The 23,779-nt window shown below is 64.6% G+C and carries 23 protein-coding genes, 4 tRNA genes and 1 riboswitch; of the genes, 17 read left to right on the forward strand and 10 right to left on the reverse strand.

From position 1 onward, the window contains the following. Positions 1-36 precede the first annotated feature (36 nt). Together BH93_RS21515 and BH93_RS21520 are read left to right on the forward strand one after the other, a co-directional pair. Complete coding sequence (locus BH93_RS21515) at positions 37-1,692, forward strand: DNA repair helicase XPB (protein ID WP_032378320.1); 1,656 nt, start codon at positions 37-39, stop codon at positions 1,690-1,692. A gap of 39 nt (positions 1,693-1,731) precedes the next feature. After that, positions 1,732-2,421, forward strand: coding sequence for a DUF3239 domain-containing protein (locus BH93_RS21520; protein ID WP_197914460.1), 690 nt, complete (start codon positions 1,732-1,734; stop codon positions 2,419-2,421). Here BH93_RS21520 and BH93_RS21525 read toward each other — a convergent pair. Next, entirely contained in the window at positions 2,402-3,388 is a 987-nt protein-coding gene (locus tag BH93_RS21525; RefSeq protein WP_037175680.1) for an LLM class F420-dependent oxidoreductase, read from the reverse strand. The genes BH93_RS21520 and BH93_RS21525 overlap by 20 nt on opposite strands. Positions 3,389-3,450: 62 nt before the next feature. Between BH93_RS21525 and BH93_RS21530 the strand changes: the two genes are divergently transcribed. Next, a complete protein-coding gene (locus tag BH93_RS21530) occupies positions 3,451-4,623 on the forward strand; it encodes a pyridoxal phosphate-dependent aminotransferase (RefSeq protein ID WP_037175681.1) in 1,173 nt (390 codons plus the stop codon). After that, positions 4,620-5,645: an AraC family transcriptional regulator gene (locus tag BH93_RS21535; protein ID WP_037175682.1), complete on the forward strand. Its 1,026-nt coding sequence runs from the start codon at positions 4,620-4,622 to the stop codon at positions 5,643-5,645. Before BH93_RS21530 ends, BH93_RS21535 begins: the two co-directional genes overlap by 4 nt. Here BH93_RS21535 and BH93_RS21540 read toward each other — a convergent pair. After that, on the reverse strand, positions 5,638-6,063 hold the full coding sequence (locus tag BH93_RS21540; RefSeq protein ID WP_037176845.1) for a VOC family protein: 426 nt from the start codon (positions 6,061-6,063) through the stop codon (positions 5,638-5,640). The two genes, BH93_RS21535 and BH93_RS21540, sit on opposite strands and share 8 nt — an antisense overlap. A gap of 58 nt (positions 6,064-6,121) precedes the next feature. On the opposite strand from BH93_RS21540, the gene BH93_RS21545 reads away from it, so the two are divergent. Beyond that, positions 6,122-6,742 carry an alpha-ketoglutarate-dependent dioxygenase AlkB gene (locus BH93_RS21545; RefSeq protein WP_037175683.1) on the forward strand — a complete coding sequence of 207 codons (621 nt, stop codon included), beginning with the start codon at positions 6,122-6,124 and terminating at the stop codon, positions 6,740-6,742. 47 nt (positions 6,743-6,789) lie between these two features. Here the strand turns inward: BH93_RS21545 and BH93_RS21550 are convergent, their stop codons facing one another. Further along, positions 6,790-7,881 (reverse strand): 3-deoxy-7-phosphoheptulonate synthase, encoded by a 1,092-nt coding sequence (locus BH93_RS21550; protein ID WP_037175684.1) that lies wholly within the window; start codon positions 7,879-7,881, stop codon positions 6,790-6,792. A gap of 237 nt (positions 7,882-8,118) precedes the next feature. Continuing rightward, positions 8,119-8,329: riboswitch (cobalamin riboswitch) on the forward strand. A 130-nt stretch (positions 8,330-8,459) separates the two neighbouring features. On the opposite strand from BH93_RS21550, the gene metE reads away from it, so the two are divergent. From metE to BH93_RS21580, 6 genes are all read left to right on the forward strand, one after another. Further along, positions 8,460-10,715 (forward strand): 5-methyltetrahydropteroyltriglutamate--homocysteine S-methyltransferase, encoded by a 2,256-nt coding sequence (gene metE, locus BH93_RS21555; RefSeq protein ID WP_037175685.1) that lies wholly within the window; start codon positions 8,460-8,462, stop codon positions 10,713-10,715. 106 nt (positions 10,716-10,821) lie between these two features. Then, complete coding sequence (locus BH93_RS21560; RefSeq protein WP_037175686.1) at positions 10,822-11,868, forward strand: ABC transporter substrate-binding protein; 1,047 nt, start codon at positions 10,822-10,824, stop codon at positions 11,866-11,868. A gap of 98 nt (positions 11,869-11,966) precedes the next feature. After that, positions 11,967-12,425, forward strand: coding sequence for a MarR family winged helix-turn-helix transcriptional regulator (locus BH93_RS21565; RefSeq protein WP_037175687.1), 459 nt, complete (start codon positions 11,967-11,969; stop codon positions 12,423-12,425). Continuing rightward, a complete protein-coding gene (locus tag BH93_RS21570; RefSeq protein ID WP_032377436.1) occupies positions 12,422-12,847 on the forward strand; it encodes an organic hydroperoxide resistance protein in 426 nt (141 codons plus the stop codon). The genes BH93_RS21565 and BH93_RS21570 overlap by 4 nt, the downstream gene beginning before the upstream one ends. 11 nt (positions 12,848-12,858) lie before the next feature. Next, entirely contained in the window at positions 12,859-13,854 is a 996-nt protein-coding gene (locus BH93_RS21575) for an NADP-dependent oxidoreductase (protein ID WP_037175688.1), read from the forward strand. An 89-nt stretch (positions 13,855-13,943) separates the two neighbouring features. Further along, positions 13,944-14,861, forward strand: a complete 918-nt coding sequence (locus BH93_RS21580) for a pseudouridine synthase (RefSeq protein WP_037176847.1) — start codon at positions 13,944-13,946, stop codon at positions 14,859-14,861. On the opposite strand, the gene BH93_RS21585 is transcribed toward BH93_RS21580, so the two are convergent. Further along, positions 14,788-15,906: a hypothetical protein gene (locus tag BH93_RS21585; protein ID WP_052065474.1), complete on the reverse strand. Its 1,119-nt coding sequence runs from the start codon at positions 15,904-15,906 to the stop codon at positions 14,788-14,790. The genes BH93_RS21580 and BH93_RS21585 overlap by 74 nt on opposite strands. Positions 15,907-15,996: 90 nt before the next feature. Between BH93_RS21585 and BH93_RS21590 the strand changes: the two genes are divergently transcribed. Both BH93_RS21590 and BH93_RS21595 read left to right on the forward strand, forming a co-directional pair. Continuing rightward, positions 15,997-16,581, forward strand: a complete 585-nt coding sequence (locus tag BH93_RS21590; RefSeq protein WP_032377437.1) for a helix-turn-helix domain-containing protein — start codon at positions 15,997-15,999, stop codon at positions 16,579-16,581. 90 nt (positions 16,582-16,671) lie between these two features. Beyond that, positions 16,672-16,971 (forward strand): ANTAR domain-containing protein, encoded by a 300-nt coding sequence (locus tag BH93_RS21595; RefSeq protein ID WP_037175689.1) that lies wholly within the window; start codon positions 16,672-16,674, stop codon positions 16,969-16,971. Positions 16,972-16,985: 14 nt separating this feature from the next. On the opposite strand, the gene BH93_RS27825 is transcribed toward BH93_RS21595, so the two are convergent. The 6 genes from BH93_RS27825 to BH93_RS21625 all read right to left on the reverse strand — a co-directional run bounded on the left by BH93_RS27825 (position 16,986) and on the right by BH93_RS21625 (position 19,210). Next, on the reverse strand, positions 16,986-17,288 hold the full coding sequence (locus tag BH93_RS27825; RefSeq protein WP_032377439.1) for a hypothetical protein: 303 nt from the start codon (positions 17,286-17,288) through the stop codon (positions 16,986-16,988). 83 nt (positions 17,289-17,371) lie between these two features. Further along, entirely contained in the window at positions 17,372-17,941 is a 570-nt protein-coding gene (locus BH93_RS21605; protein ID WP_037175690.1) for a DUF6584 family protein, read from the reverse strand. A 117-nt stretch (positions 17,942-18,058) separates the two neighbouring features. Then, positions 18,059-18,135 (reverse strand) — tRNA-Phe (locus tag BH93_RS21610). Between the two features lie 56 nt (positions 18,136-18,191). Then, positions 18,192-18,265 (reverse strand) — tRNA-Asp (locus BH93_RS21615). 124 nt (positions 18,266-18,389) lie between these two features. Next, a tRNA-Glu gene (locus BH93_RS21620) sits at positions 18,390-18,462 on the reverse strand. 79 nt (positions 18,463-18,541) lie between these two features. Beyond that, on the reverse strand, positions 18,542-19,210 hold the full coding sequence (locus tag BH93_RS21625; protein ID WP_032377441.1) for a TetR/AcrR family transcriptional regulator: 669 nt from the start codon (positions 19,208-19,210) through the stop codon (positions 18,542-18,544). 701 nt (positions 19,211-19,911) lie between these two features. Between BH93_RS21625 and BH93_RS21630 the strand changes: the two genes are divergently transcribed. From BH93_RS21630 to dusB, 4 genes are all read left to right on the forward strand, one after another. Next, the gene (locus BH93_RS21630) at positions 19,912-21,135 is read left to right on the forward strand and encodes a lipase family protein (RefSeq protein WP_242459028.1); all 1,224 of its coding nucleotides are present in this window, start codon (positions 19,912-19,914) and stop codon (positions 21,133-21,135) included. Between the two features lie 67 nt (positions 21,136-21,202). Further along, positions 21,203-21,278, forward strand: a tRNA-Lys gene (locus tag BH93_RS21635). A gap of 261 nt (positions 21,279-21,539) precedes the next feature. Then, positions 21,540-22,496 carry an acyl-ACP desaturase gene (locus tag BH93_RS21640; protein WP_032377482.1) on the forward strand — a complete coding sequence of 319 codons (957 nt, stop codon included), beginning with the start codon at positions 21,540-21,542 and terminating at the stop codon, positions 22,494-22,496. Positions 22,497-22,588: 92 nt separating this feature from the next. After that, complete coding sequence (dusB, locus tag BH93_RS21645; protein ID WP_037171147.1) at positions 22,589-23,728, forward strand: tRNA dihydrouridine synthase DusB; 1,140 nt, start codon at positions 22,589-22,591, stop codon at positions 23,726-23,728. Positions 23,729-23,779 lie beyond the last annotated feature (51 nt).

The following is a 23,779-nucleotide window of genomic DNA, read 5'->3' on the forward strand; positions in this document are numbered from 1 at the left end:
CTCTTTCGGGCGCAGCGGAAGTCTCTAGGAGGAACCGTGACCGACGGCCCGCTGATCGTTCAGTCCGACAAAACGCTGTTGCTCGAGATCGATCACGAACTCGCGGGTGCAGCGCGGGCGGCCATCGCACCGTTCGCGGAGCTCGAACGTGCCCCCGAGCACGTGCACACCTATCGCATCACCCCGCTGGCCCTGTGGAACGCGCGCGCTGCGGGCCACGACGCCGAGCAGGTGGTCGACGCGCTGGTGAACTTCTCGCGCTACGCGGTGCCGCAGCCGCTGCTGGTGGACATCGTCGACACCATGGCACGCTACGGCCGACTGCAGTTGGTCAAGAGCCCGATCCACGGCCTGGCCCTGATCAGTCTCGACCGCGCAGTGCTCACAGAAGTGATGCGCCACAAGAAGATTGCGCCGATGCTCGGTGCCATGGTGGACGAGGACACCGTCATCGTCCATCCCAGCGAGCGCGGCCACCTCAAGCAGATGCTGCTCAAGATCGGCTGGCCTGCCGAGGACCTCGCCGGATACGTGGACGGCGAAGCTCACCCCATCGAACTCGACACCGAGGGCGGCAAGTGGACACTGCGCGACTACCAGGAGATGGCGGCGGATTCGTTCTGGGCCGGCGGCTCGGGCGTCGTCGTACTGCCGTGTGGCGCGGGCAAGACGATGGTCGGCGCAGCGGCGATGGCCAGAGCCAAGGCCACCACGCTGATTCTGGTCACCAACACCGTCGCCGGTCGACAGTGGAAGCGCGAGCTGATCGCGCGCACCTCGCTCACCGAGGAGGAGATCGGCGAGTATTCGGGAGAGCGCAAAGAGATCCGCCCTGTGACAATCGCCACGTACCAGGTGATCACGCGTCGCACCAAAGGTGAATACAAGCACCTGGAACTGTTCGATTCCCGCGACTGGGGTCTGGTGATCTACGACGAGGTCCACCTGCTCCCCGCCCCGGTGTTTCGCATGACGGCAGATCTGCAGTCGCGTCGACGCCTCGGTCTGACGGCAACCCTCGTCCGCGAGGACGGACGCGAGGGTGACGTCTTCTCGCTGATCGGCCCGAAGCGATACGACGCGCCGTGGAAGGACATCGAGGCGCAGGGGTGGATCGCACCGGCGGAGTGCATCGAGGTTCGCGTCACCCTCACCGATGCCGAGCGCATGTCGTATGCCGTGGCCGAACCCGAAGAGCGCTACAAGCTGTGCTCGACGGCTCACACCAAGATCGCCGTCGTGAAGTCGATCCTCGCCAAACACCAGGACGCTCCGACGCTGGTGATCGGCGCGTACCTCGACCAGTTGAACGAGCTCGGTGAGGCCCTGAACGCTCCGGTCATTCAGGGTTCGACCAAGAACAAGGAACGTGAAGTGCTCTTCGACGCGTTCCGCAAGGGCGAGATTCAGACGCTCGTGGTGAGCAAGGTGGCGAACTTCTCGATCGATCTACCCGAAGCATCTGTCGCAGTACAGGTTTCGGGCACATTCGGGTCGAGGCAGGAGGAGGCGCAGCGCCTCGGCCGACTGCTCCGGCCCAAGCACGACGGCGGTCAGGCCCATTTCTACTCGGTGGTGTCGCGCGACACTCTCGACGCCGAGTACGCCGCGCACCGTCAGCGTTTCCTCGCCGAGCAGGGGTACGCGTACCGCATCACCGACGCGGACGACTTACTCGGTCCGGCGATCTGACGCTTCTGTCGGCACGGGCGGCGTGCTAGGAATAGTTGTGTGCGCCGATTCCAGTTCCCAGTAGACGTAGCCCACGCGAAGTCGGTGAACGAGACGTTCACCGAGCTTCGCCGGCTGCGCGCCTCGGCGGCGCTCACTGCAGTGATCCTGACTGCCCTGGGGGTGTGGTTCATCTGGATCGCAACCCCGTGGTCGTACATCCTCGGTGCCGTGTTCTGCATCGGTGCGGCCACCTCACTGTGGGTGATGCTGTGGGCACCGCGCAAGATGGGGTCCATCGAATCGCAATATGCTGCAGGCGATCTGGTTCCTGCGATGGTGGCCGAGAAATTACCGGTCGGAGCTCTGTTGCTGGCCTTGGTCGACATCGCGAAGCCGGGTGTCGAAGAACCGCACTACGTGTTGATCACCCGGGTCGTGCGAGCCCTGCCCGGCCACGCGATGGAGCGGGGAGCGAAGGTGCCCTCGGTGTCGGTTCTCGCCGACCGCGGCGCGAACACGGGCGGGCGAACGTGGCAGTTGGTCTCGGCGATGCCCATCGCCTGGGGCACTCCCGATACCACGGTTCTCGCGCGCGCAACCGACGAGATCACCGAGGGCGAGTGGGCGCTGTTGCACGCGAACATCGGCTTGTCCGAGAAGGTACGCAAGGCAAAGAACCAACAGTTGCTCATCGATCCGGCAGATCTTCCCGACGACCTGAGACGAGCTACGGGAGAGCCGGGATGACCTCGCGCTCGAAGAGTTCGATTCCGGAGCGATCGTAGGCAGCTTCCGGGAAGTAGAAGATTCCGTACGCCATCCCCTGCTCCTGCAGCGCCGTCAGATTGTCGACGATCTGTTCCGGGGTTCCGACGGCCGGCATGCCGCGGAACGCCGTCAGGGCTCCTTCGGCCTTGTCCGCACCCACGTAATCGGTGAGCCGACTCTCCAGGGCGCGAAGCTTGTCTTCCACTTCCGACTCGGTCGCCGCGATGACGACGTTGTAGTTCGCGGAGCGGACGATGGCATCGAAGTCGGTACCCACGGTGGAGCAATGCTCGCGCAGCAGAGCCGATTTGGCGGCGAATCCGGTGGGGGTTCCATCGAAGTTGGTGTAGTTGGCGTACTTCGCGGCGATCTTCAGGGTGACCTTCTCGCCCCCGCCCGCGATCCACAGCGGGATTCCGCCCTCCTGCAGCGGCAGCGGCCGCACCACGGCACCGTCGATCTGGTAGTGCTTTCCGTCGAGGAACACCTCACCGGTCGTCCATGCCTGCTTGAAGATCTGCACGCCCTCGTCGAGCCGACCCAATCGTTCACCCGGAGAGGGAAACCCGTAGCCGTAGGCGCGGAACTCGTGCTCGTGCCAGCCGCCGCCGATGCCCATCTCGACGCGTCCGCCGGAAATGATGTCCACCGTGGCAGCAACTTTGGCGAGGTAGGCCGGGTTGCGGTACGACATCGCAGTGCACATCTGCCCCAGCCTGATCCGGGAGGTGCTCGCAGCCAGTGCGGACATCAGCGACCATGCCTCGTGCGTCGCCTCGTCTGTTGCGGTGGGAACGGTATGGAAGTGGTCGTACACCCACAGGGACTCCCACGGACCGGCCTCGGCGGCGAGCGCGTGATCACGCAGCACATTCCAGTGCCGGGCGGGGTCGATACCGACCAGATCCAGGCGCCAACCCTGTGGAACGAACAATCCGAATCGCATGACAGGCACAGTACAGACGCAGGGCGAAAGACCGGTTCCGGCCGGTGAACTACGCTGGACGAATGTCCGAGATGCCGCCCTCGCGCACCGTAGCGCGCCTGCGCCCGTTCGCATCGACGATATTCGCCGAAATGACCGCTCTCGCGGTGGCGAAGAATGCCGTCAACCTCGGTCAGGGCTTTCCCGATACCGACGGGCCGCCTGCCATGCTCGAGGCCGCACGTGAGGCCATCGCGAGCGGACTCAATCAGTACTCCCCCGGCCCGGGTATGCCGGTGCTACGCAATGCCGTCGCCGCCGACCGGGAACGGCGATTCGGGCTGCACTACGACCCCGACTCGCAGGTACTGATCACCGTGGGTGCCACCGAGGCGATCTCGGCATCGCTCCTCGGCTTGATCGAGCCGGGCGACGAGGTGCTGCTGATCGAGCCGTTCTACGACTCCTACGCGGCCGCCGTTGCCCTTGCCGGAGCGACCCGTACCGCCGTGCCCCTGGTTCCCGACGGCAACGGGTGGACGGTCGACACCGAGGCCCTCGATCGTGCCGTCGGTCCCCGAACACGCATGCTCATCGTCAACTCCCCGCACAACCCCACCGGTACCGTCTTCGACCGCGCCACCATGGTCCGCATCGCCGAGATCGCCGTCGAACACGACCTGCTCGTCCTCACCGACGAGGTCTACGAGCACCTGACGTTCGACGGCACAGTGCACACGCCGATCGCGACGCTGCCGGGGATGTTCGAGCGCACCGTCACCGTCTCGAGTGCGGCCAAGACCTTCAACGCAACGGGGTGGAAGACGGGCTGGGCGCTGGGCCCGGCCCACTTGATCGATGCCGTGCGCGCCGCCAAACAATTCATGAGCTTCGTCGGCGGTACCCCTTTCCAACCTGCCGTCGCCTATGCCCTCGAGCACGAGCAGCCGTGGATCGCCTCGATGCGCGACGGCCTGCAGCGCAAGCGGGACACGCTCTCGGCTGCACTCGACGCCGCAGGCGCGGACGTGAAGTACAGCGCGGGAACATATTTCGTGTGCGCCGACGTCGCGCCCATCGGGCGGGGGGACGCGTACGAATTCTGCCGCTCCCTGCCGGATCTGGTGGGCGTCGCAGCGGTTCCGGTCACGGCCTTCGTGGACGAACCAGCTCCCTGGAAGTCGTTGGTACGCTTCGCTTTCTGCAAGCAGGACGAGGTACTCGCCGACGCAGCCGAGAGGTTACGGAGATTGTGACTCCGCAATCGACGATCCCGGCGTATTTCGTCCGACAGGCCGTCGACCTCGCAACGAGCGGCGGGATGGATTTGACCTACCCGTTGTCGATGGCCGGGATCGGGCCCACCATCCTCGGGAACCCGGCGGAACGGCTGACCACCCGCCAAGTCACCGCCTTCACCCAGGCGGTCTGGGCGGTGACCGGCGACGAACTGTTCGGCCTTGCCGCAGTACCGGTGCGGCGCGGCAGCTTTCGCGTGATCTGTCAGACCCTGATTCATTCGGAGAACCTCTGGGCAGCTCTGATCAGGATGTCCGAGACCATGCGGGTGCTGATTCCGGTTCGCCCCATGACGTTGGACCGCACCGAGGAGTCCACGGTGTTGACGATCCACGTCACGCCCACCACTCATCTGACCCCGGAAGCCAACGCCCTCGCCGAACGCTTGCTCACCGACTTCCTGTTGATTCTGCTGCACCGATTCGCGGCGTGGCTCATCGGCAACCGCGTCAAACTGCTGTCGGTGCAACTGCCGTACGCGCTTCCCGGGCCCGAGGCCGGCAAGATGTACGACTCCATTTTCGGGACGCATGTCGAGTTCGGAACCGACCGTGCCACACTGGAATTCGACAGCGCGGTGATGCGAGCACCGATAGTGCAGAGCGAGGAGACCCTGGCCGAGTATCTGGCCGAGTCACCCAATCTGCTGTTCTCGTCGCGAGACTACGACAGCACCGCGTCGAGCCAGGTTCGCCGGGCGCTCGAAACCGGCTTCAAAGGCGGCGCACCGGGAACCGAGGACATCGCGGCGATGCTCAACATCAGCCCGCCGCACCTTCGACGCGTCCTCCGGCAGGAGGGCACCTCGATCAACCAACTGCGCGAAGAAGTGCTGCGTGATGCCGCGATCTCAGGGCTGAGCCGCGGAGACAGTGTCGACGACATCTCGGCTCGTCTCGGCTTCTCCGAGCCCAGCGCGTTCCGCCGCGCGTTCAAGCGCTGGACCGGTCAGACCCCCGGCTCGTACCGCGTCAGCTGACGCAGAACTCGTTGCCCTCGGGGTCGGTCATGGTGATCCAGATACTGGGACCCTGATGACCTCGATGAAGTACCGACGCACCTCGTGCTTCGAGTTCCGTCACCACCGACTCACGCTCGTCACCGACGCGGATGTCGAGGTGCAACCGATTCTTCACCGATTTCGGCTCGGGTACCGACTGGAACAGCACCCGCGGGGAGCCGGGTGAGTCCGGATCGACGATTCCCGCGCCCGCCTGCCACACGAGAACGCCCTCGAAGGTGGTCGTGTCCTCCTCACGAGCATGCCCCGCAGCGACCATCTCGCGAATGAAGTCCTCGTTGCTGGGTTCGGACTGCCAACCCAGCGTCTGTGCCCACCATTTCGCCAGCGCATGAGGGTTGGCACTGTCCACGACGACCTGAAATCGATAGCCCATGCGACGAAGATACCGCCGCGCAGTGGAAATGGGAACACCTGTTCGATACAGTCGATTCATGTCGCTCGCGATGCAAGGCTCGTTGTTCGGTGACGACGACGGTGGCGTCGGGTCGCTGCAGTCCGTCACCCGACGGGAGCTGACGCTCGGTGCCTGGATCGACGTGCGCCCGGGCTGGTTGTCCGATACCCGTCTCTTCGACTCGCTGGTGACCGACGTCGATTGGCGCGCCGAACGCAGACAGATGTACGACCGCGTGGTCGACGTGCCACGCCTGGTCCGCTTCTATGCCGAGCGCGAGCACTGGCCGCACACGGCACTGTACGAGGCGCGTGACGCGCTCGACGATCACTACCGCGCCGAACTCGGTGAGTCGTTCGCCACCGCAGGGCTGTGCTACTACCGCAACGGCTCCGACAGCGTCGCCTGGCACGGCGACAACATCGGCCGCAGCGCGACCGAGGACACCATGGTGGCGATCGTCTCGCTCGGTGCGACAAGACAACTCATGCTTCGCCCTCGCGGCGGCGGTACGTCGCTCAAGTTCACGCTCGGGCACGGCGACCTGGTGGTGATGGGAGGCTCGTGTCAGCGCACGTGGGAGCATGCGATTCCCAAGTCCACCCGCGCGATCGGCCCACGCATCAGCGTGCAATTCCGACCGCGCGGGGTTCGTTGACGCGCTGGGTTTTTCAGTGCGCAGGGTTTTTCAGTGCGCTGGGTTCTTCAGTGCGCAGGGTTCGATGCCCGACGCTTGTCGACCGCCGCAGCCAGCACGTTCAATTGTGTTGCCGTGGTGTCCCAGTCGAGGCAGGCGTCGGTGATCGACTGCCCGTACACCAGGTCGTCGCGGTGGCCGAGTTCGAGATCCTGACGCCCAGCCACCAGGAAGCTCTCGAGCATGAGCCCGACGATGCCGTGTTCGCCTGCTGCGACTCGGCCTGCCACATCGGTGACCACGTCGACCTGCTTGTTGTGGTCCTTGCGGCTGTTGCCGTGACTGGCGTCGATGACGACGCGCTCCGGCAGACCCGACTTACGCAAGCGCGCAACGGTATCTGCGACCGATTCGGCATCGTAGTTCGGTCCGTCGACGCCCCCGCGGAGAATGACGTGGCAGTCCGGGTTTCCGACGGTCCGAACGAGCGCTGCCTGGCCGTCCAGATCGGTGCCGGGGAAGACATGGCTCGCCGCGGCGGCGCGGGTGCCGTCGACCGCCACCTGGATATCGCCCTCGGTGGAGTTCTTGATCCCCACCGGCATCGACAGCGCACTGCACAGCTGGCGGTGCACCTGGCTCGCAGCGGTCCGTGCACCGATCGCGCCGTAGCTCACCAGATCTGCGATGTACTGCGGAGTGATCGGGTCGAGGAATTCGCATCCGACAGGCAGGCCGAGCGCCGAAATATCGAGCAGCAGTTGGCGTCCCACCCGTAGTCCGGAATTGATATCGAAGCTGCCGTCGAGGTGCGGATCGTTGATCAGTCCTTTCCACCCCAGCGTCGTCCGGGGCTTCTCGAAGTAGACCCGCATGACGATGTGCAGTCGATCGCCCAGTTCGGCTGCCGTGGCGGCAAGGCGCCGCGCGTAGTCGAGGGCAGCATCGGTGTCGTGCACCGAACACGGGCCGACGACGACGATCAGTCGATCGTCGCGGCCGTCGAGAATGTCGACCACGCCGGAGCGTCCGGAGCGGACCGTCGCGGAGATCGCGTCGTCCACGGCATGTTCGCGGCGCAACACCGACGGCGCAACCAGCGGACTGATACTGATCGTCCGCTGATCATCGAGTGACGGGGTGTCGAGAGAGAGCGTCATGAGAGGGTTTCCTGTTCCCAGGCCGACTCAGCATGCTCCACGCGCACTTCGAGCCGGTCTGTATCCGGCTCGTGGGGTGGAGGTCAGCGCATGGCGTCGCTGGCTGACCCACCCGGGGCCGGCCTGCTAAACCAGAAATACGTGCGCTGCATGGAGAGCACCGTAACAGACGCGTCGGCGATGCATCTATGCTCGTCCCTGCAGTCGGTTCGCCAGGTGGTCATGAGGAGCCCCGAAGTTCACCACGGCGCCGAAGCGATGCGCGGCAGTTCCGGCGCGTCGTGAGAGGGAACCCGGTGAGAATCCGGGACTGTCCCGCAGCGGTATGCAGGAACGACCGCCGTCAACAGCACTGAAGAGGCCTCTTCGGGAAGCGACGGCCAGTAGGAGTGGGCTCTTCGTCCACGTGCCCGCGAGTCCGAATACCTGCCGTCTGTGCTGTGCACGCCGTGCGCAGCGGTTCACCGCCTCGTGGAATGGGCGCGTAACCCTGGTACGGCTGCTCGTGGGGCTCTCCGGGATGCGCGCGCCCGAGAAGGCGGTGCGCCATCGATGCAGCAGTCACCTGGAGAACTACCGTGAGTATCGAATTCACCGCCACCGTGCTCGGCTCGGCTCGTATCGGACCGAACCGAGAACTGAAGAAAGCCGTCGAATCCTACTGGGCCGGAACGCTCGACGCACCCGCACTCGAATCCGTTGCGCGGACGTTGCGCGAGAACACCTGGCGAGAACTCGTCGCCGCCGGACTCGATTCCGTTCCGGTGAACACCTTTTCGTACTACGACCACGTGCTCGACACCGCGGTCATGCTCGGCGCACTGCCCGAGCGGGTTCGGAGCATCGACAGCGAGCTGGACCGCTATTTCGCCGCCGCCCGAGGCAACGAGACCGTCGCACCGCTCGAGATGACCAAGTGGTTCGACACCAACTACCACTACCTCGTACCCGAAATCTCTCCCGCGACAACCTTTTCCCTGCACCCCGAGAAGGTGCTCACCGAGCTCGAAGAAGCTCGCGCGCTCGATGTCCCGGCTCGACCGGTCGTCGTAGGACCGGTGACGTTCCTGTTGCTGTCGAAGGCAGTCGGCAGCAGCGCCCCGCTACTGGACCGCCTCGACGAGATTCTGCCGCTGTACGCGGAGCTGCCGACCAACCTCGCCGATGCCGGGGCGGAGTGGGTCCAGCTCGACGAACCTGCGCTCGTGGCCGATCGCACCCAGAGCGAGATCGACTGTGCGAAGAAGGCTTACGACTACCTGAGCGCGGTGTCGACGAGGCCTGCCATATTGCTGGCGTCGTACTTCGGTGACCTCGGTGCTGTACTGCCCGTGCTCGCGTCGACCGGCGTCGAGGGGTTGTCGATCGATCTGACGGTGCCGGGCACCGTGGAGCACGTTGCCGTGGTACCTGCGCTCGCGAGCAAGCACATGGTCGCGGGCGTCGTGGACGGGCGCAACATCTGGCGGTCGGATCTCGACAAGGCGCTGGCAACCTTGGCGAGCCTGTTGGGTAGTGCCGGCACGCTTGCGGTGTCGAGTTCGTGCTCGCTGCTGCATGTTCCGTACACCCTCGACGGAGAAACCGACATCGTCGATCCGCTCCGATCCTGGTTGGCCTTCGGTACCGAGAAGGTTGCCGAGGTGTCCGTTCTCGCCCAGGCACTACGACATGGGACCGAATCGGTGTCGTCCGAGCTCGAGCAGGCCAGGACCGCGCTCGAGACTCGTCGCACCGACCCCCGACTGCACGACGCGGCCGTTCGGGCACGTCTCGAAGCGGGAATTACCGTCGACCGCACCCCGGCCGAGGAACGCCGCCGGGCTCAGGCTGTGCGACTGGACCTGCCGTCGCTGCCGACGACCACCATCGGTTCGTATCCGCAGACCACGCAGATTCGACTCGCTCGGGCAGCCCTGCGCACCGGTGAGATCGACGACGCCGAATACGTGTCCCGGATGCAATCCGAGATCGCCGATGTCGTTGCACTGCAAGAGAACATCGGCCTCGACGTGCTGGTCCACGGCGAACCCGAGAGAAACGACATGGTGCAGTACTTCGCCGAGCAGCTCAGTGGCTTCGCGGCCACGTCGAACGGCTGGGTCCAGTCGTACGGATCTCGATGCGTCCGACCGCCGATTCTGTACGGCGACGTCTCGCGTCCGAAACCGATGACCGTGCATTGGTCCGAGTATGCGCAGTCGCTCACCGACAAGCCGGTCAAAGGCATGCTCACCGGCCCGGTGACGATTCTCGCATGGTCGTTCGTCCGAGACGACATACCGTTGGCCGAATCCGCAGCCCAGATCGCCCTGGCGATTCGCGACGAGACGATCGATCTGGAGGGAGCGGGTATTCGAATCGTTCAGGTGGACGAACCTGCCCTTCGTGAGCTTCTCCCGCTGCGCTCGAAAGATACAGCGGCGTACCTGGAGTGGGCCGTGCGATCGTTCAAGATCTCGACATCCGGGGTGTCCGACGACACTCAGATTCACACGCATCTGTGCTACTCGGAGTTCGGTGAGATCATCGACGCGATCGTCGACCTGGACGCCGACGTGACGTCGATCGAGGCGGCCCGCTCGCACATGGAGGTACTCGACGACCTGAACTCCGTCGGATTCGACCTCGGTGTCGGCCCCGGCGTCTACGACATCCATTCACCGCGGGTGCCGAGCGTCGACGAGATCACCGAATCGCTACGTGCGGCATTGAAAGCCGTTCCTGCCGAACGACTCTGGGTCAATCCCGACTGCGGACTCAAGACCCGCGGTGTGGCCGAGGTGGAGCGGTCGTTGAGAAACATGGTGCAGGCGGCGGCCGCGCTGCGCTGACACCGGGTGAGCGGAACTCCGACCCTGCTACGAAGTTCCGCTCACCTCGGTCGCGAGGTACAGGCTAGGCTTACCTGCCTACGCCCGCCCCGTGAAAGAGAACGAAGTGAAACGTCTACTCCTGGCCACCACGATCGCCGCAGTCACCGCGCTGACCACTGTCGCCTGCGGCGGCACCGCCGAGCAGACAGCCACGCCCTCCACCAGCGCAGAATCTGCCACCGTCGACGCCGTGACGGACGCACCGGGACCGACAGGCATCCCCGACGGTATGGGTTCGGAAGCGGCCGACGGAGTGTTCCCACGCACCGTCGGCCACTTCGGCGGCTCCACCGAGATCCCCGCCGAACCGAAGAAGATCGTCGTCATCGCCACCGGTCAGCTCGACGCAGCCCTCACCCTGGGCGTCGTACCGACCGGGGCCGCCTACGGCGACGGAGCCGAACTGGTGCCCGACTACATCAGCTTCTCGTTCCCCCAGTACACGGACCAGCTGACGCAGGTGGTGGACGTGGGCAACCGCCAGAGCGTCGACATCGAGGCCATCGCCGCCATCGAACCCGACCTCATCCTGGCGAACAAGACCGGCTCCGAGGACATCTACCCGACGCTCTCGACCATCGCACCGACCGTGCTCACCGAAGGCACCGGAGTGAACTGGAAGCAGGACTTCCTACTGCTCGCCGACGCGTTGGGCCGAACCGAGCAAGCGCAGTCCTTCATCGACACCTTCGTCTCCGACGCTGCAGCACTGGGCAACTCGGTTGCCGGCAGCAGCGGCACCCCCACGGTCTCCTTCGTCCGCTTCACCGCGGATCGGGCGCGAGTGTTCGGCGTCCCCTCGTTCGCCGGTTACATCGCCTGGGACGCCGGGCTGGCACGGCCGGACAGTCAGCAGTTCGACAAGACCTCGCAGGACTTCAGCGAGGAGGAAATTCAGCTCGCGAACGCCGACTGGGTGTTCGTATCGAGCCAGGACGCGGGAGCCGATTCGAGCGCCGCGTCGTACACCACCAACCCGCTGTGGACCGGTATGAGCGCAGCCACCGAGAACCACATCGTGCGCGTCGACGACGACCCGTGGTACCTCAATGCAGGCCCGACTGCGGCAACGATCGTGCTCGACGGCCTGAAGAGCGCCCTGCAGAGCTGATCCCTCGTCGTGCGCGTTTTGCGCGTTCAGGAGTACGCAAAACGCGCACGAGGGGTTTTAGGTTGCGCACAACTTAACCGTGCACTACTGTTCTTCACGTGACCAACGAACTCGCACTCGACCGTCAGGTGTGCTTCGCGCTGTACTCCGCATCGCGGGCTACGACCGCGGTGTATCGCCCGATGCTCGACGAGCTCGGCATCACGTATCCGCAGTACCTCGTGCTGCTGGTGCTGTGGGAGAAGGACGGGCGCGGCGTCAAGGAGATCTGTGCCGAACTCGATCTCGACACCGGCACTCTCTCACCGATGCTCAAGCGCCTCGAAGGCCTCGGCTTCATCGAGCGTCGACGCCTGAGCACCGACGAACGCCGCGTCGAAATCCACCTCACCGAGACCGGAAGCGCCATGCGCGCAAAGGCACTCGACATCCCACGCAAGCTGGCCGAGAAGACCGGCATGGGAATCGACGATCTCGTCAGACTCAAAGAAGCGCTCGACGCATTGACGAGCGCTCTGCATCACCCCGATTCGAGCACGACAGAAGGAGAATCATGAAGACCATCTACACCGCCGAAGCCCTCGCGACCGGAGAGGGCCGCAACGGCCACGCCCGCACCTCCGACGGACGTCTCGATCTCGACCTCGCCATCCCGGAGGCCATGGGCGGCAGCGGCAACGGCACCAACCCCGAGCAGCTCTTTGCCGCCGGCTATGCCGCGTGCTTCCATTCCGCACTGCAGATGGTGGCGCGCCAGGACAAGGCCGACGTCACCGATTCGGCCGTCGGCGCTCGTGTCGACATCGGCCCGAACGACGCAGGCGGCTTCCAGCTCGCCGTCACCCTCGAGGTGACTCTGCCGAACCTGAGCCGCGACGACGCGCAGGCCCTGGCCGACAAGGCCCATCAGGTCTGCCCGTACTCCAACGCCACCCGCGGCAACATCGACGTCACCGTCACAGTCACCGAAGACGAGTAAGAGGAAACACCATGAAGGCACACGAAATTCACCTCGCGTCCCGCCCACAAGGCTGGCCGACCGAAGACAACTTTCGCGCGGAGGTCGTCGACCTCCCCGAACTCGTGGACGGGCAGATCCTCGTCCGCAACATCGTGATGTCGGTCGATCCGTACATGCGTGGTCGGATGAACGACGTGAAGTCGTACGTCCCGCCGTTCCAGATCGACGCCCCGCTCGACGGCGGTGCCGTCGGCGAGATCGTCGAGTCCAAGGCCGAGGGTTTTGCGGTCGGCGACGCGGTTCTGCACGGCAAGGGCTGGCGCGATCTCGCCGTCGTTCCGGCCAAGGGAGCGAGCAAGGTCGACCTCTCGGCCGCGAAAGCATCCGCCTACCTGAGCGCACTGGGAATGACCGGAACGACGGCGTATGCCGGGCTGACCGAAGTTGCCTCGTTCAAGGAGGGTGACGTCGTCTTCGTCTCCGGCGCTGCCGGAGCAGTCGGGTCGCTCGTCGGCCAGATCGCCAAGGCGCTCGGCGCTTCCCGCGTCATCGGCAGTGCCGGATCTCCCGCCAAGGTCGCCCGCCTACTCGAGCTCGGTTTCGACGCAGCATTCGATTACCACGACGGTCCTGTTGCCGAGCAGCTCCGCACAGCTGCACCGGACGGCATCGATGTGTACTTCGACAACGTCGGCGGCGAGCACCTCGAAGCCGCCATCGGTTCGATGAACAAGTTCGGCCGAATTGCCATGTGCGGAGCCATCGCTCAGTACAACTCCACCGAGCCGACTCCTGCTCCGCGCAACCTCGCGCTGGCGATCGGCAAGGAGCTGACGCTCAAGGGCTTCATCGTCGGCTCCTACGCCCACGTCACCGAGGAGTTCCGCGCGAAGATGACCGAGTGGCTGGGAAGCGGTGCCATCGAATTCGACGAGACGGTCGTCGATGGTCTCGACAACGCTCCCTCGGCGTTCATCGGTCTGATGAAGGGCGAGAACACCGGCAAGATGGTCGTCACCATCTAGGTCGGACCCGAACGGTTCCACCGCAGACCACACCCCGGCCGGAATTTCCGGCCGGGGTGTTTCCATGTCGACCGATTACAGTCGTGACCATGCCCGCCGCTCCCCTGCCGTTGCGCGACGGCCTCGACCCAACTCGGGTCCGGATGCCCGATATCGCGACCGGGGCCACCGTGCTCGAGTACCTGTGTGCACGGTTTCCGCAGGACGCGGCGAGGCTGACCGAGAAGGTGGCGGGCGGCGAAATCGTCGACGCGGCAGGCATACCCATCGATTCGGCGACGGTCGCGAGGCCACGTGCGGACATCTACCTCTACCGCGACCCGCCGGTGGAGCCGACGGTTCCGTTCTCCCTCGACGTCCTCCATCGCGACGAGAATCTACTGGTGGTCGACAAACCGCATTTTCTTGCCACCACTCCGCGCGGCGCGTACGTCGCTCGCTCGGCCCTCGTTCTGCTCCGACGCCGATTCGACCTGCCCGAGCTGAGCCCGGCGCACCGTCTGGACAGGCTCACCGCGGGGGTTCTGGTGTTCACCGTGCGTCAGCAGGCTCGCCGGCCGTACCAGGAGCTGTTCGCTCAACGCACCATCACCAAGCAGTACGAGGCGATCGCCCCACTCGCTCACGAACTCCGGTTCCCGTTGACGGTGCGCAGTCGAATCGTCAAGGAGCGCGGCGTTCTTCAGGCCGTGGAGGTACCGGGCGAACCCAATGCCGAGACACTCGTGGACCTAATCGACACCGTCGGGTCCTACGGCCTGTATCGGCTGCACCCCCGTACCGGGAAGACGCATCAACTTCGGGTTCATCTGTGCTCGTTGGGTATTCCTATCGTCGGCGACAACTTCTATCCCTTGTTCCGTGAGGTCGCCGGCGACGACTACTCCGATCCGCTCCGGCTGCTGGCCCGTTCGATCGAATTCGTCGATCCACTCACTGGTCTGATCCGACGGTTCGAGAGCAATCGGAGTCTCGATCCTCCTGCAGCACAACAGAGTTCTCCATGATCTCGGTGGTGCGCACCGTGATGCGATGCGAGATGACCGCGAGCGCGAACAGTCCGATCGCCACGTTCCCCAGCGCGGTGAAACCCTCCTGAGCAAAATCCACCAACGCGTTGAGCAAGGTGAATATCAACGCCGACACGCGGAGGGTGCGCAGCGGCCAGAGCGGACCGTCCTTCCGCAACCGCAGCATCGCCGGGAGCGCCGAGGCGAACGTGATGCACGCACTGACGAACAGGATCCCGCTGGCGATACCCATTCCGTCGACGTCGATCGTCAGGTCTCGGCGATCGATGTGCAGGTCTCCGAGAACCAGTTCGACGATCCCGAACACGACGCCCGCACCGGAGATCAGAACCAGTCCCCAGCCGACGACGGGAACCCACCGGGCACTGGTGAAGAACGCCGGGATCAGCCGGGGAACGAACTGACGCAAGGAATGGGTGCGTGACGTCGACCGACCACAGGTGCCGAGCACCATCCTGATGCCGGCCACGGTGTCCGGATCGGCTCCCTCCGCCTCGGCCCGCACGAGCATCCGCAGCGCCCAGTCGCGGCGGTGATCGGGCAGTCCGTGCCCGACGCCATCGGCGGCGATGGCAGCCGCGTTGGCCAGCGACTCGCCCCGAGAGGGCCGACGGAACTCGCGGACGATCCTGCTGAACACCAACAGCAGGACCACCAGGACGTACATGATTTCCGAGGACGGGCCGTAGAAGTAGTCGTTGTCCTTGGTGACGAACTTGCCCACCTCGTCGAGAAACAACCCGAACCCGACACCGCCGAGCAGCACGGTGAACACTCGAACACCGAACCCGATGAACATCCAGCCGACCAGCAGAGCCAACATCATCGCCGCGCCGCCGTACAGGGCATGCGCGATGTGCAGCGACTTGCCACCGACCTGGGGGTAATGGGTCGCCTCCAGGTACGCCCTGGTGATCAGAATGGTCGCAATGGCCACGACCATGAAGGCCTCGGACGCGGGGCTACCGTAGGCGTCACGAATCACGCCCCTAGGTCGTACGCGCCCAGCACGAGCGGTCATGAAGCGAGTATGTGCCGTCCGCCGCCGTCCACGGGCAGTTTTACCCCTGCGAGACTTGACAAATTCGTTTGCTGAAACTGCAATACAGGGATGAAGGAAGCAGCGGCAAGCCTCGACGAGGTCATCGCGGGCCTCGGTCCCCGCCTCAAACGCATCAGGATGGAGAAGAACACCACCCTGGCGTCACTGTCCGAGACCACGGGAATCTCGATCAGCACGCTCTCACGTCTCGAATCCGGCGACCGCAAACCGAGCCTGGAACTCCTGTGGCCGATAGCCCGGGCCCATCAGATGGCGCTCGACGATCTGGTGACCGCGCCGCCTGTCGCCGACCCTCGGGTGCGTACGACGGCCACCGTTCGCGAACACGTGACAATTCTTCCCCTGACTCTGCGCCCGGGCGGACTGCAGGCCTACAAACTTCTGGTCCGACCCGAGGACTCCGAGCCTCGCCCCAGAACGCACGAGGGGTACGAGTGGCTCTACGTGCTCGACGGCACCCTGCGGCTGATTCTCGGCGAGCACGATCTGACGATGAAACCCGGTGAGGCAGCAGAATTCGACACCCGGGTACCGCACTGGTTCGGTGCCGTCGGGAACCGGCCGGTGGAGCTACTGAGCCTGTTCGGACCCCAGGGCGAGCGGATGCACGTGCGGGCGAAACCGACGGTATGAAATGTCATGTCGGTGTGAGACAGTGAAGCCCGCTCGACGCCAGGATCCGCTTCGGTCATCCGCACCGACCACACCATCTCGAGGAAAAAGATGACCGACAGACTTCCCGAATCGCCTGCATCTCGCACCCACGTGGACATCGCAACCGGAGTGCTCATCGGCATCCACGGTGGATCCGTTGCCGACGCCATCGACGAGCTGTTCACGACCGCGAGAAATCACCGGGTCAGTCTGTTCGAGCTCTCCCGCACGCTCATCACCGTCGCCGAGGGCCGCGATATCGAGCGATCCTCGACCACCGATGCCGTGTACGAGGTGTGGGGCTCGGCCCTCGGCCGTCGCGGTGCCGAGGCTACGTTCGGCTCGGTCACCGATTCCGCGGCGGTCTGAACCACACAGACCGGCTAACCGCGCACAGCCGGATCGGTGCGCAGTTCCGGAAACCGGGCCGTCATCGCATCGATGTGGCGGTACATCTCGTAGAGCTCGGCCCGGAGCGTCGACGCCTCGGACTCGAACGCTCGGGCTCGGGATTCTGCGCGGTCCGCGCGAGCTCGAAATGCCTTGGACTGTGCGCTTTCGATGGACGCCGAGCACGTCTGGATGTGTTCGGCCAATCCTCGGGCGAAGACCCTCGCCTGTTCGAGGTTTACTGCATAGTTGTCGTCTCGCGGAGCCGGTGACGGCGCGCCGTTCGCTGTGCCCATGAAACTCGTCACCCTCGATCGTCGGCCGGAAATTCTTTCGCGACTCTACGCCCGGCGTCGGATAGTTCGTCCGTGAACCGGCATCAGCCGAAGACGAGCGCCAGGACCACCGATGCCGAGGTGGCAGCAATGGCGATGACGATGGTCGCCGCGATCGCGCGCTGCCGCACCGTTCGGTAACTCGCCCCTGGGCGGTCGTACTCCGAGTCGTCCTGATCGTCGTCCGAGCCGTAGAAGTCGTCGGAGTTCAGCCCGTCCTCGTCGAAGTAGACGACGTCACGCGGCGGCACCCAGCGCTGACCGTTGGCTTCGACAGCGGCCTCGAGTCGTTCGAGGCGGACCCGAGCCCGGCCCGGATACCAGTCCGAGGGCGCGTGGATGGGAAGGGCCTCGGCCAGTGCCAAGGGTGACCGGTACTGCCTCTGCAGTGCGGCGAATGCAGCCGACGCCGTTGGATCGTCGTCGGATTTGTCGGTGAGGAACCATGCTGCGCCTGCGGCCGCGCGGTCGCCGAGCACAAGATGGGTGTACGCAAGCAGTTCGAGAATGCCCGGCGAGGCCGGGTTCCGACGCAGGGCGCGAACGAGCCGATCCCGAGCACCGATGGTGTCTCCACGCGCAAGATCCTCTTGCGCTCGATCGATCACGTCCACGCGTCGACCTTATCGCTCGACGAGCGATGTCGTCTCGGCACGGAGGCGTCGTGACCACGAAAAAGCCCCTCCCGGACGCCGGAAGGGGCTTTCATCGAGCATGTCGATCCAAAACCGTGGTGGCCAGGGCCGGGATCGAACCGGCGACCTTCCGCTTTTCAGGCGGACGCTCGTACCAACTGAGCTACCTGGCCGGGCGGCACCGGTAAAACAATGCCATCGCAATGTCGGTGATTTCGCACCGATGTTGCGACCCTGACGGGACTCGAACCCGCGACCTCCGCCGTGACAGGGCGGCGCGCTAACCAACTGCGCCACAGGGCCTTGCTGTTGTTGCCGCGCTATTTCTAGCGCAGTAACTCTCCGAACTGCAAATCCGCACCTCGTGAAGAGCGAGACGAAGACTGCTGTACTGCCGACCGGGTTGTCAAACCGATCTCTTCCTACGTACCCCCTACGGGATTCGAACCCGCGCTACCGCCTTGAAAGGGCGGCGTCCTAGGCCGCTAGACGAAGGGGGCCCGCCGAACTGCTTCGACGTTACCCTCAACGGCGTTCCGTTGGGAGCTGGGATAGCTTAGGACACTTTCGCTGTAAATCTCAAACCGGCAGGTCAGAGGTGGTTTTGGCGCAGTTTTCGCCGTAGTGCTCCCACCCGTGCAGTTTGAATTCCGCGAGCCAACGCTCGGACGCCATGGCCAAGAGAACGACCTCGACGGACTCCTCGAACCGCTCGCGGAGATCCGCGTTGTCGGCCACCAGATCGGACATGTAGCGCTGGCCTGCCATCGACGCAGCGAGCACGCGGACGAACTTGGCCGCGTCGAACTCCGGCTTGAGGTCCCCCATCGCCAGAGCGCGCTCGGCCTGCTTGTGACCTTGCGCTCCCCATACTCGACCGCCGCCGGAATGCACCTCGGCGTAGAACTCGGGCTCGACTATCAGCCGGAATTCGGCACGCACGATCACGTCGTTCTGGAAGTTCTGCGCTATGTCGTCCACGATGCCCCGGATGACATAGAAGGGGTGTGCAGTGGTGTCGGCCCACTTCTCCGTTATCGCCACATACCGATCCAACCCGGCCGCGAGCACCGCTCTGGCCAGATCCTCCTTGGATTGGAAATGGAAATACATCGCACCCTTGGTGGCGTTCGAGCCTTCCAAGATGGTGTTGACGGATGCTGCTGCGTATCCACGCTTGGCGAATTCCGCCGCCGCCGCCTCTACGATGGCCGCCCGGGTCCGCCGTGCGCGCTCCTGTTGTGCCATTTACTTCGTGCCTCCGAGCCCAAGCGCCCTGCGTATCCACAGGTAGTACAGATAGAGAGTACTTCACCCGAACGACACACGAGTCGACTCACCAGCGGTTCGGTTCGACGGGCACTGCCGACAGAAAATTTGATTAGGCAACCAAAACAAGCCTGATGGTATGGTCTGCGCGGCTCGAGTGCGCTGCAGGGGGTGCGCACTCGAGCCGCTTCACCACCCGGGTACCGCCCATCGACAACCACCTGTCCTCATCGCACCTGCACCGTGTCGCACCTCTACCGCGACCACCCGTGCCGTCACCGGATCCGAAGCCGAAAGCGCGCACATCGCCCGATCGACACCTCGAGAACGAAACCGTCGACGCGTTGCCCGACAGTCTCGGGCACCTGCCTCGCTTTCAGTTGAAAGCCGAATTACATTTGCCCATAACAAGTCTCGAGCTACCTTGATTCGCCAAGGTCGTTAGCGGGTCAAATCTATTGCACACCAGCGCCTTACGCACACGAATTTGTCGAGTACAGCCAAATCCCAAGTTGGATAATCGATGTCGAAGAGGCCGGCAGATAACGTTTTCGACACTTTCGCCATTTCGCACATCCCTCGCGATCGGATCAGCTTACTGTGAGCTGCATCACACATCCGGCTCTGCCTATCGGAAACGAGTGCACGCCATGAGGGGATCGGTCCGAATATTTCGTTCCATGACAACACTTTTCGCCGTCTCGCTTCTGCTGATCCCGACAACCAGCACGGCGATCGCAGACCCCTTCGGCAACCTCGTGGCCCCCGTTCCCGATCCTGCCCTCTACTTACCCACCCCGCTCGGCGAGCCCTGGTTCGATCCGCCCGCCGGCTACGAACAGCAACCGCCCGGGTCCGTCCTGGCGACCCGACAGGTCACCGTCGGGCCGCTGTTCACCCCTGTCAGGTCGACGCAAATCCTGTTCCGCACCAACGATTCCAAGGATCGGCCGGTCGCGGGTGTCACCACGATCATCGTGCCCTCGGCACCGTGGACGGGACCCGGTAGCCGGCCGGTAGTGGCGTACAACATGGCCATCGACTCACTCGGAAACACCTGCGCTCCGTCGTGGACCCTCCCTCGCGGAATCGCGCCGGAGATCGTTCCGGTGCAGTCGTTCCTGGCGAAGAACTATGCCGTCGTCGTCACCGATCATCAGGGGCCGCGCCAGGGATATGCGGCGGGACCGATGGCGGGCCACGCCATCCTGGACGCCCTCCGCGCGATGGTGAAACTGCCCGAGCTGGGCTTGCCTGCAGAGTCTCCGATCGCTGCGACGGGATATTCCGGGGGTGCCATCGCTTCCGGATGGGCCGCGCAGCTGGCTCCCACCTACGCCCCGGACGTGAATCTCGTCGGCGTGGCGTTCGGCGGTGCACCCACCGACTACCGCATTCTGCTGCATTCGCTCAACGGAACGGTGGGGTCGACACTGTTCCTTTCGGCCACGCTCGGAGTCGCCCGAGAGTATCCCGAGATGTTCTCGTTGATGAACGCCAACGGTCTGCGCCTGGCCACCATCGCCAAGGACATGTGCATCTATCTCACCGCCCCGGGAGGCCTGGTGGCTCCCATTCCAGCACAAGCCCTTTCGGACATTCCGGACGTCGATCGGACGCCGATCGCCGAGCAGATCATCGCGTCGACACGCATGGGTGGAGACCGGATACCGACCGTCCCGGTCTTCATCTATCACGGGCAGCAAGAGTTCTGGATACCCGCGGAAGGGGCCGAGAACCTGTACGACGAGTGGTGCGCCAACGGCGCGAGCGTCCGATTGGAGGAATACGTCGGCGAGCATCTCGTCGTCGCGGTGACCGGAATCCCCGGTGCGTTCGCCTGGATCGACGACCGTCTGGCCGGCATTCCTGCGCCGAGCGGGTGCAGCAGCTTCGGACGCTGACCCATCGGTAGCAGTGTCGGGGGTACATGCCGTCGGCGCCGCGCGGCCCGTTACACTTTCGAGCCGCGCCCCTATAGCTCAGTTGGTAGAGCTACGGACTTTTAATCCGCAGGTCGTAGGTTCGAGTCCTACTGGGGGCACCACACACTTCCCGGGTAACAGGGATCACACCTGCCCGGTACGTACACTCGGGAGTAACGATCGGCCGAGACGAAGCGACGTGCAGGGGGAACTGCAACAGTCGCGACAGGCCGACCGGTCGATCGACATTCGGGGGATTCGGGTCGGTCGACACCGGACATCACGACTGCCGGAACAGCAAGTGAACAGGCGCGACACGGTTCACACCGAACCTACGGTGCCGTAAGCTGGACCGGTCGTACGCAATCTATGGAGGCGATCTAATGGCGAGGGATCTGACACAGCTCGAGCTTCTGCAGGAGCTGGTACCCACTGCCGAAGACAACGTGAACCGTCACATCACGATGGCGCGCGAATGGCATCCCCACGACTACGTGCCGTGGGACGAAGGCCGCAACTTCGCCGCCCTCGGCGGCCAGGACTACGACCCCGAACAGTCCAAGCTCTCCGACGTCGCCCAAGCCGCGATGATCACCAACCTGCTCACCGAGGACAACCTGCCCTCCTACCACCGTGAGATCGCCGAGAACTTCTCCCGCGACGGAGCCTGGGGCACCTGGGTCGGCCGCTGGACCGCCGAAGAGAACCGCCACGGCATCGTCATGCGCGACTACCTCGTCGTCACCCGCGGCGTCGACCCCGTCGCCCTCGAAGAAGCCCGCATGATCCACATGACCAACGGCTACGCCTCCCCCGCCGGATCACAGGTCGGCCTGCTGCACTCGGTCGCGTACGTCACCTTCCAAGAACTCGCCACCCGCGTCTCGCACCGCAACACCGGCAAGGTCTGCGACGACCCGATCGCCGACCGGATGCTCCAGCGCATCGCCGCCGACGAGAACCTGCACATGATCTTCTACCGCAACATCACCGGCGCGGCGATGGACATCTCCCCCGATCAGACGCTGCAGGCCGTCTCGGACATCGTGACCAACTTCGTCATGCCCGGTGCCGGGATGCCGAACTTCCGCCGCAACGGTGTGCTCATGGCCAAGCACGGCATCTACGACCTGCGTCAGCACCTCGAAGACGTCGTCTGGCCGGTACTGCGCAAGTGGAACGTCTTCGAGCGCAACGACTTCACCGCCCGCGGAGAGAACAAGCGCGAAGAACTCGCCGCGTTCCTCGAAGACCTCGAACGCCAAGCCACCAAGTTCGAGGAAATGCGAGACCGCTCCCTCGCCCGCGAACGCGCCAAAGCCGAAGCACGCGCGTCGTAAGTTTCGCTCGACTGGTGTGCCCGGTACCGATTTCGGTGCCGGGCACCCCTTTTTTCTCCTGAAAGTTCTCCCTCCGTTCCAAAGGCTCTTCCATGACATTGCAGATCGGCTCACTGGAGTTGCGCAGCCCCGTCGTCCTGGCACCGATGGCAGGCGTCACCAACGTGGCTTTCCGGACGCTGTGCCGGGAACAGGAACTCGAGCGGGCAGGTAGCACGTCGGGCCTGTACGTCTGCGAGATGGTGACCGCCCGCGCGCTGGTCGAAAGACAGCCCGCCACGATGCACATGACGACCTTCGGCCCCACCGAAACTCCGCGGTCGCTGCAGCTCTACACCGTCGATCCGGACACCACGTACGCCGCGGCGAAAATGATCGTCGACGACAATCTGGCCGACCACATCGACATGAACTTCGGCTGCCCGGTTCCGAAGGTCACTCGCAAGGGCGGCGGCGCCGCTCTGCCGTACAAACGCAACCTGTTCGGTCGTATCGTCGCCGCTGCCGTCAAGGCGACCGAGGGCACCGACATTCCCGTCACCGTCAAGTTCCGCGTCGGCATCGACGAGAACCACCACACGCACCTCGACGCAGGCCGAATCGCCGCCGACGAGGGTGCCGCCGCGGTGGCGTTGCACGCGCGAACCGCGTCGCAGCGCTACTCCGGTACCGCGGACTGGAACCAGATCGCCCGACTCAAGGAACACGTCACGGGTATCCCGGTGCTGGGCAACGGCGACATCTTCTCCGCCGCCGACGCGGTCCGCATGATGGCCGAGACCGGCTGCGACGGCGTCGTCGTCGGGCGAGGCTGCCTGGGCAGGCCGTGGCTGTTCGCCGAACTCAGCGCCCGCCTGAACGGCCGACCCGAGCCGGTTCCACCCACCCTCGGCGAGGTGGCCACGATCATCGCCCGGCATGCCGAGTTGCTCGCCGAGCACCACGGCGAGAAGAAGGGCCTGCGCGAGCTGCGCAAGCACGTCTCCTGGTACCTGCGCGGCTTCCCGGCGGGATCGGATCTTCGAGTCTCGATGGCGCTGGTGTCCACTCTCGGCGAGCTGGACGATCTTCTGGCGCAACTCGATCCGACCGTTCCGTTTCCCAAGGACGCAGAGGGGCCCCGCGGACGACAGGGCTCTCCGGGCGCGGTTTCTCTGCCCGACGGCTGGCTCGACGATCCGGAGGACATCTGCGTCCCGGCCGGTGCCGACCTGATGCACTCGGGCGGCTGATCCCCAGCTGACCGGCCCTCACCTCGCACGAAGTGGACCATGCCGCTCGAG

The organism is Rhodococcoides fascians A25f (genome assembly GCF_000760935.2).
GTDB lineage: Bacteria > Actinomycetota > Actinomycetes > Mycobacteriales > Mycobacteriaceae > Rhodococcoides.

Bases quoted from the DNA above. Each gene is read 5' to 3' on its own strand.
- BH93_RS21525 (WP_037175680.1), bottom strand. From the start codon at position 3,388: ATGCGATTCGGATTGTTCGTTCCACAGGGTTGGCGCCTGGATCTGGTC.
- BH93_RS21530 (WP_037175681.1), top strand. From the start codon at position 3,451: ATGTCCGAGATGCCGCCCTCGCGCACCGTAGCGCGCCTGCGCCCGTTC.
- BH93_RS21540 (WP_037176845.1), bottom strand. From the start codon at position 6,063: ATGGGCTATCGATTTCAGGTCGTCGTGGACAGTGCCAACCCTCATGCG.
- BH93_RS21545 (WP_037175683.1), top strand. From the start codon at position 6,122: ATGTCGCTCGCGATGCAAGGCTCGTTGTTCGGTGACGACGACGGTGGC.
- BH93_RS21550 (WP_037175684.1), bottom strand. From the start codon at position 7,881: ATGACGCTCTCTCTCGACACCCCGTCACTCGATGATCAGCGGACGATC.
- BH93_RS21570 (WP_032377436.1), top strand. From the start codon at position 12,422: ATGAAGACCATCTACACCGCCGAAGCCCTCGCGACCGGAGAGGGCCGC.
- BH93_RS21575 (WP_037175688.1), top strand. From the start codon at position 12,859: ATGAAGGCACACGAAATTCACCTCGCGTCCCGCCCACAAGGCTGGCCG.
- BH93_RS21580 (WP_037176847.1), top strand. From the start codon at position 13,944: ATGCCCGCCGCTCCCCTGCCGTTGCGCGACGGCCTCGACCCAACTCGG.
- BH93_RS21585 (WP_052065474.1), bottom strand. From the start codon at position 15,906: ATGACCGCTCGTGCTGGGCGCGTACGACCTAGGGGCGTGATTCGTGAC.
- BH93_RS21590 (WP_032377437.1), top strand. From the start codon at position 15,997: ATGAAGGAAGCAGCGGCAAGCCTCGACGAGGTCATCGCGGGCCTCGGT.
- BH93_RS21595 (WP_037175689.1), top strand. From the start codon at position 16,672: ATGACCGACAGACTTCCCGAATCGCCTGCATCTCGCACCCACGTGGAC.
- BH93_RS27825 (WP_032377439.1), bottom strand. From the start codon at position 17,288: ATGGGCACAGCGAACGGCGCGCCGTCACCGGCTCCGCGAGACGACAAC.
- BH93_RS21625 (WP_032377441.1), bottom strand. From the start codon at position 19,210: ATGGCACAACAGGAGCGCGCACGGCGGACCCGGGCGGCCATCGTAGAG.
- BH93_RS21630 (WP_242459028.1), top strand. From the start codon at position 19,912: ATGACAACACTTTTCGCCGTCTCGCTTCTGCTGATCCCGACAACCAGC.
- BH93_RS21640 (WP_032377482.1), top strand. From the start codon at position 21,540: ATGGCGAGGGATCTGACACAGCTCGAGCTTCTGCAGGAGCTGGTACCC.
- dusB (WP_037171147.1), top strand. From the start codon at position 22,589: ATGACATTGCAGATCGGCTCACTGGAGTTGCGCAGCCCCGTCGTCCTG.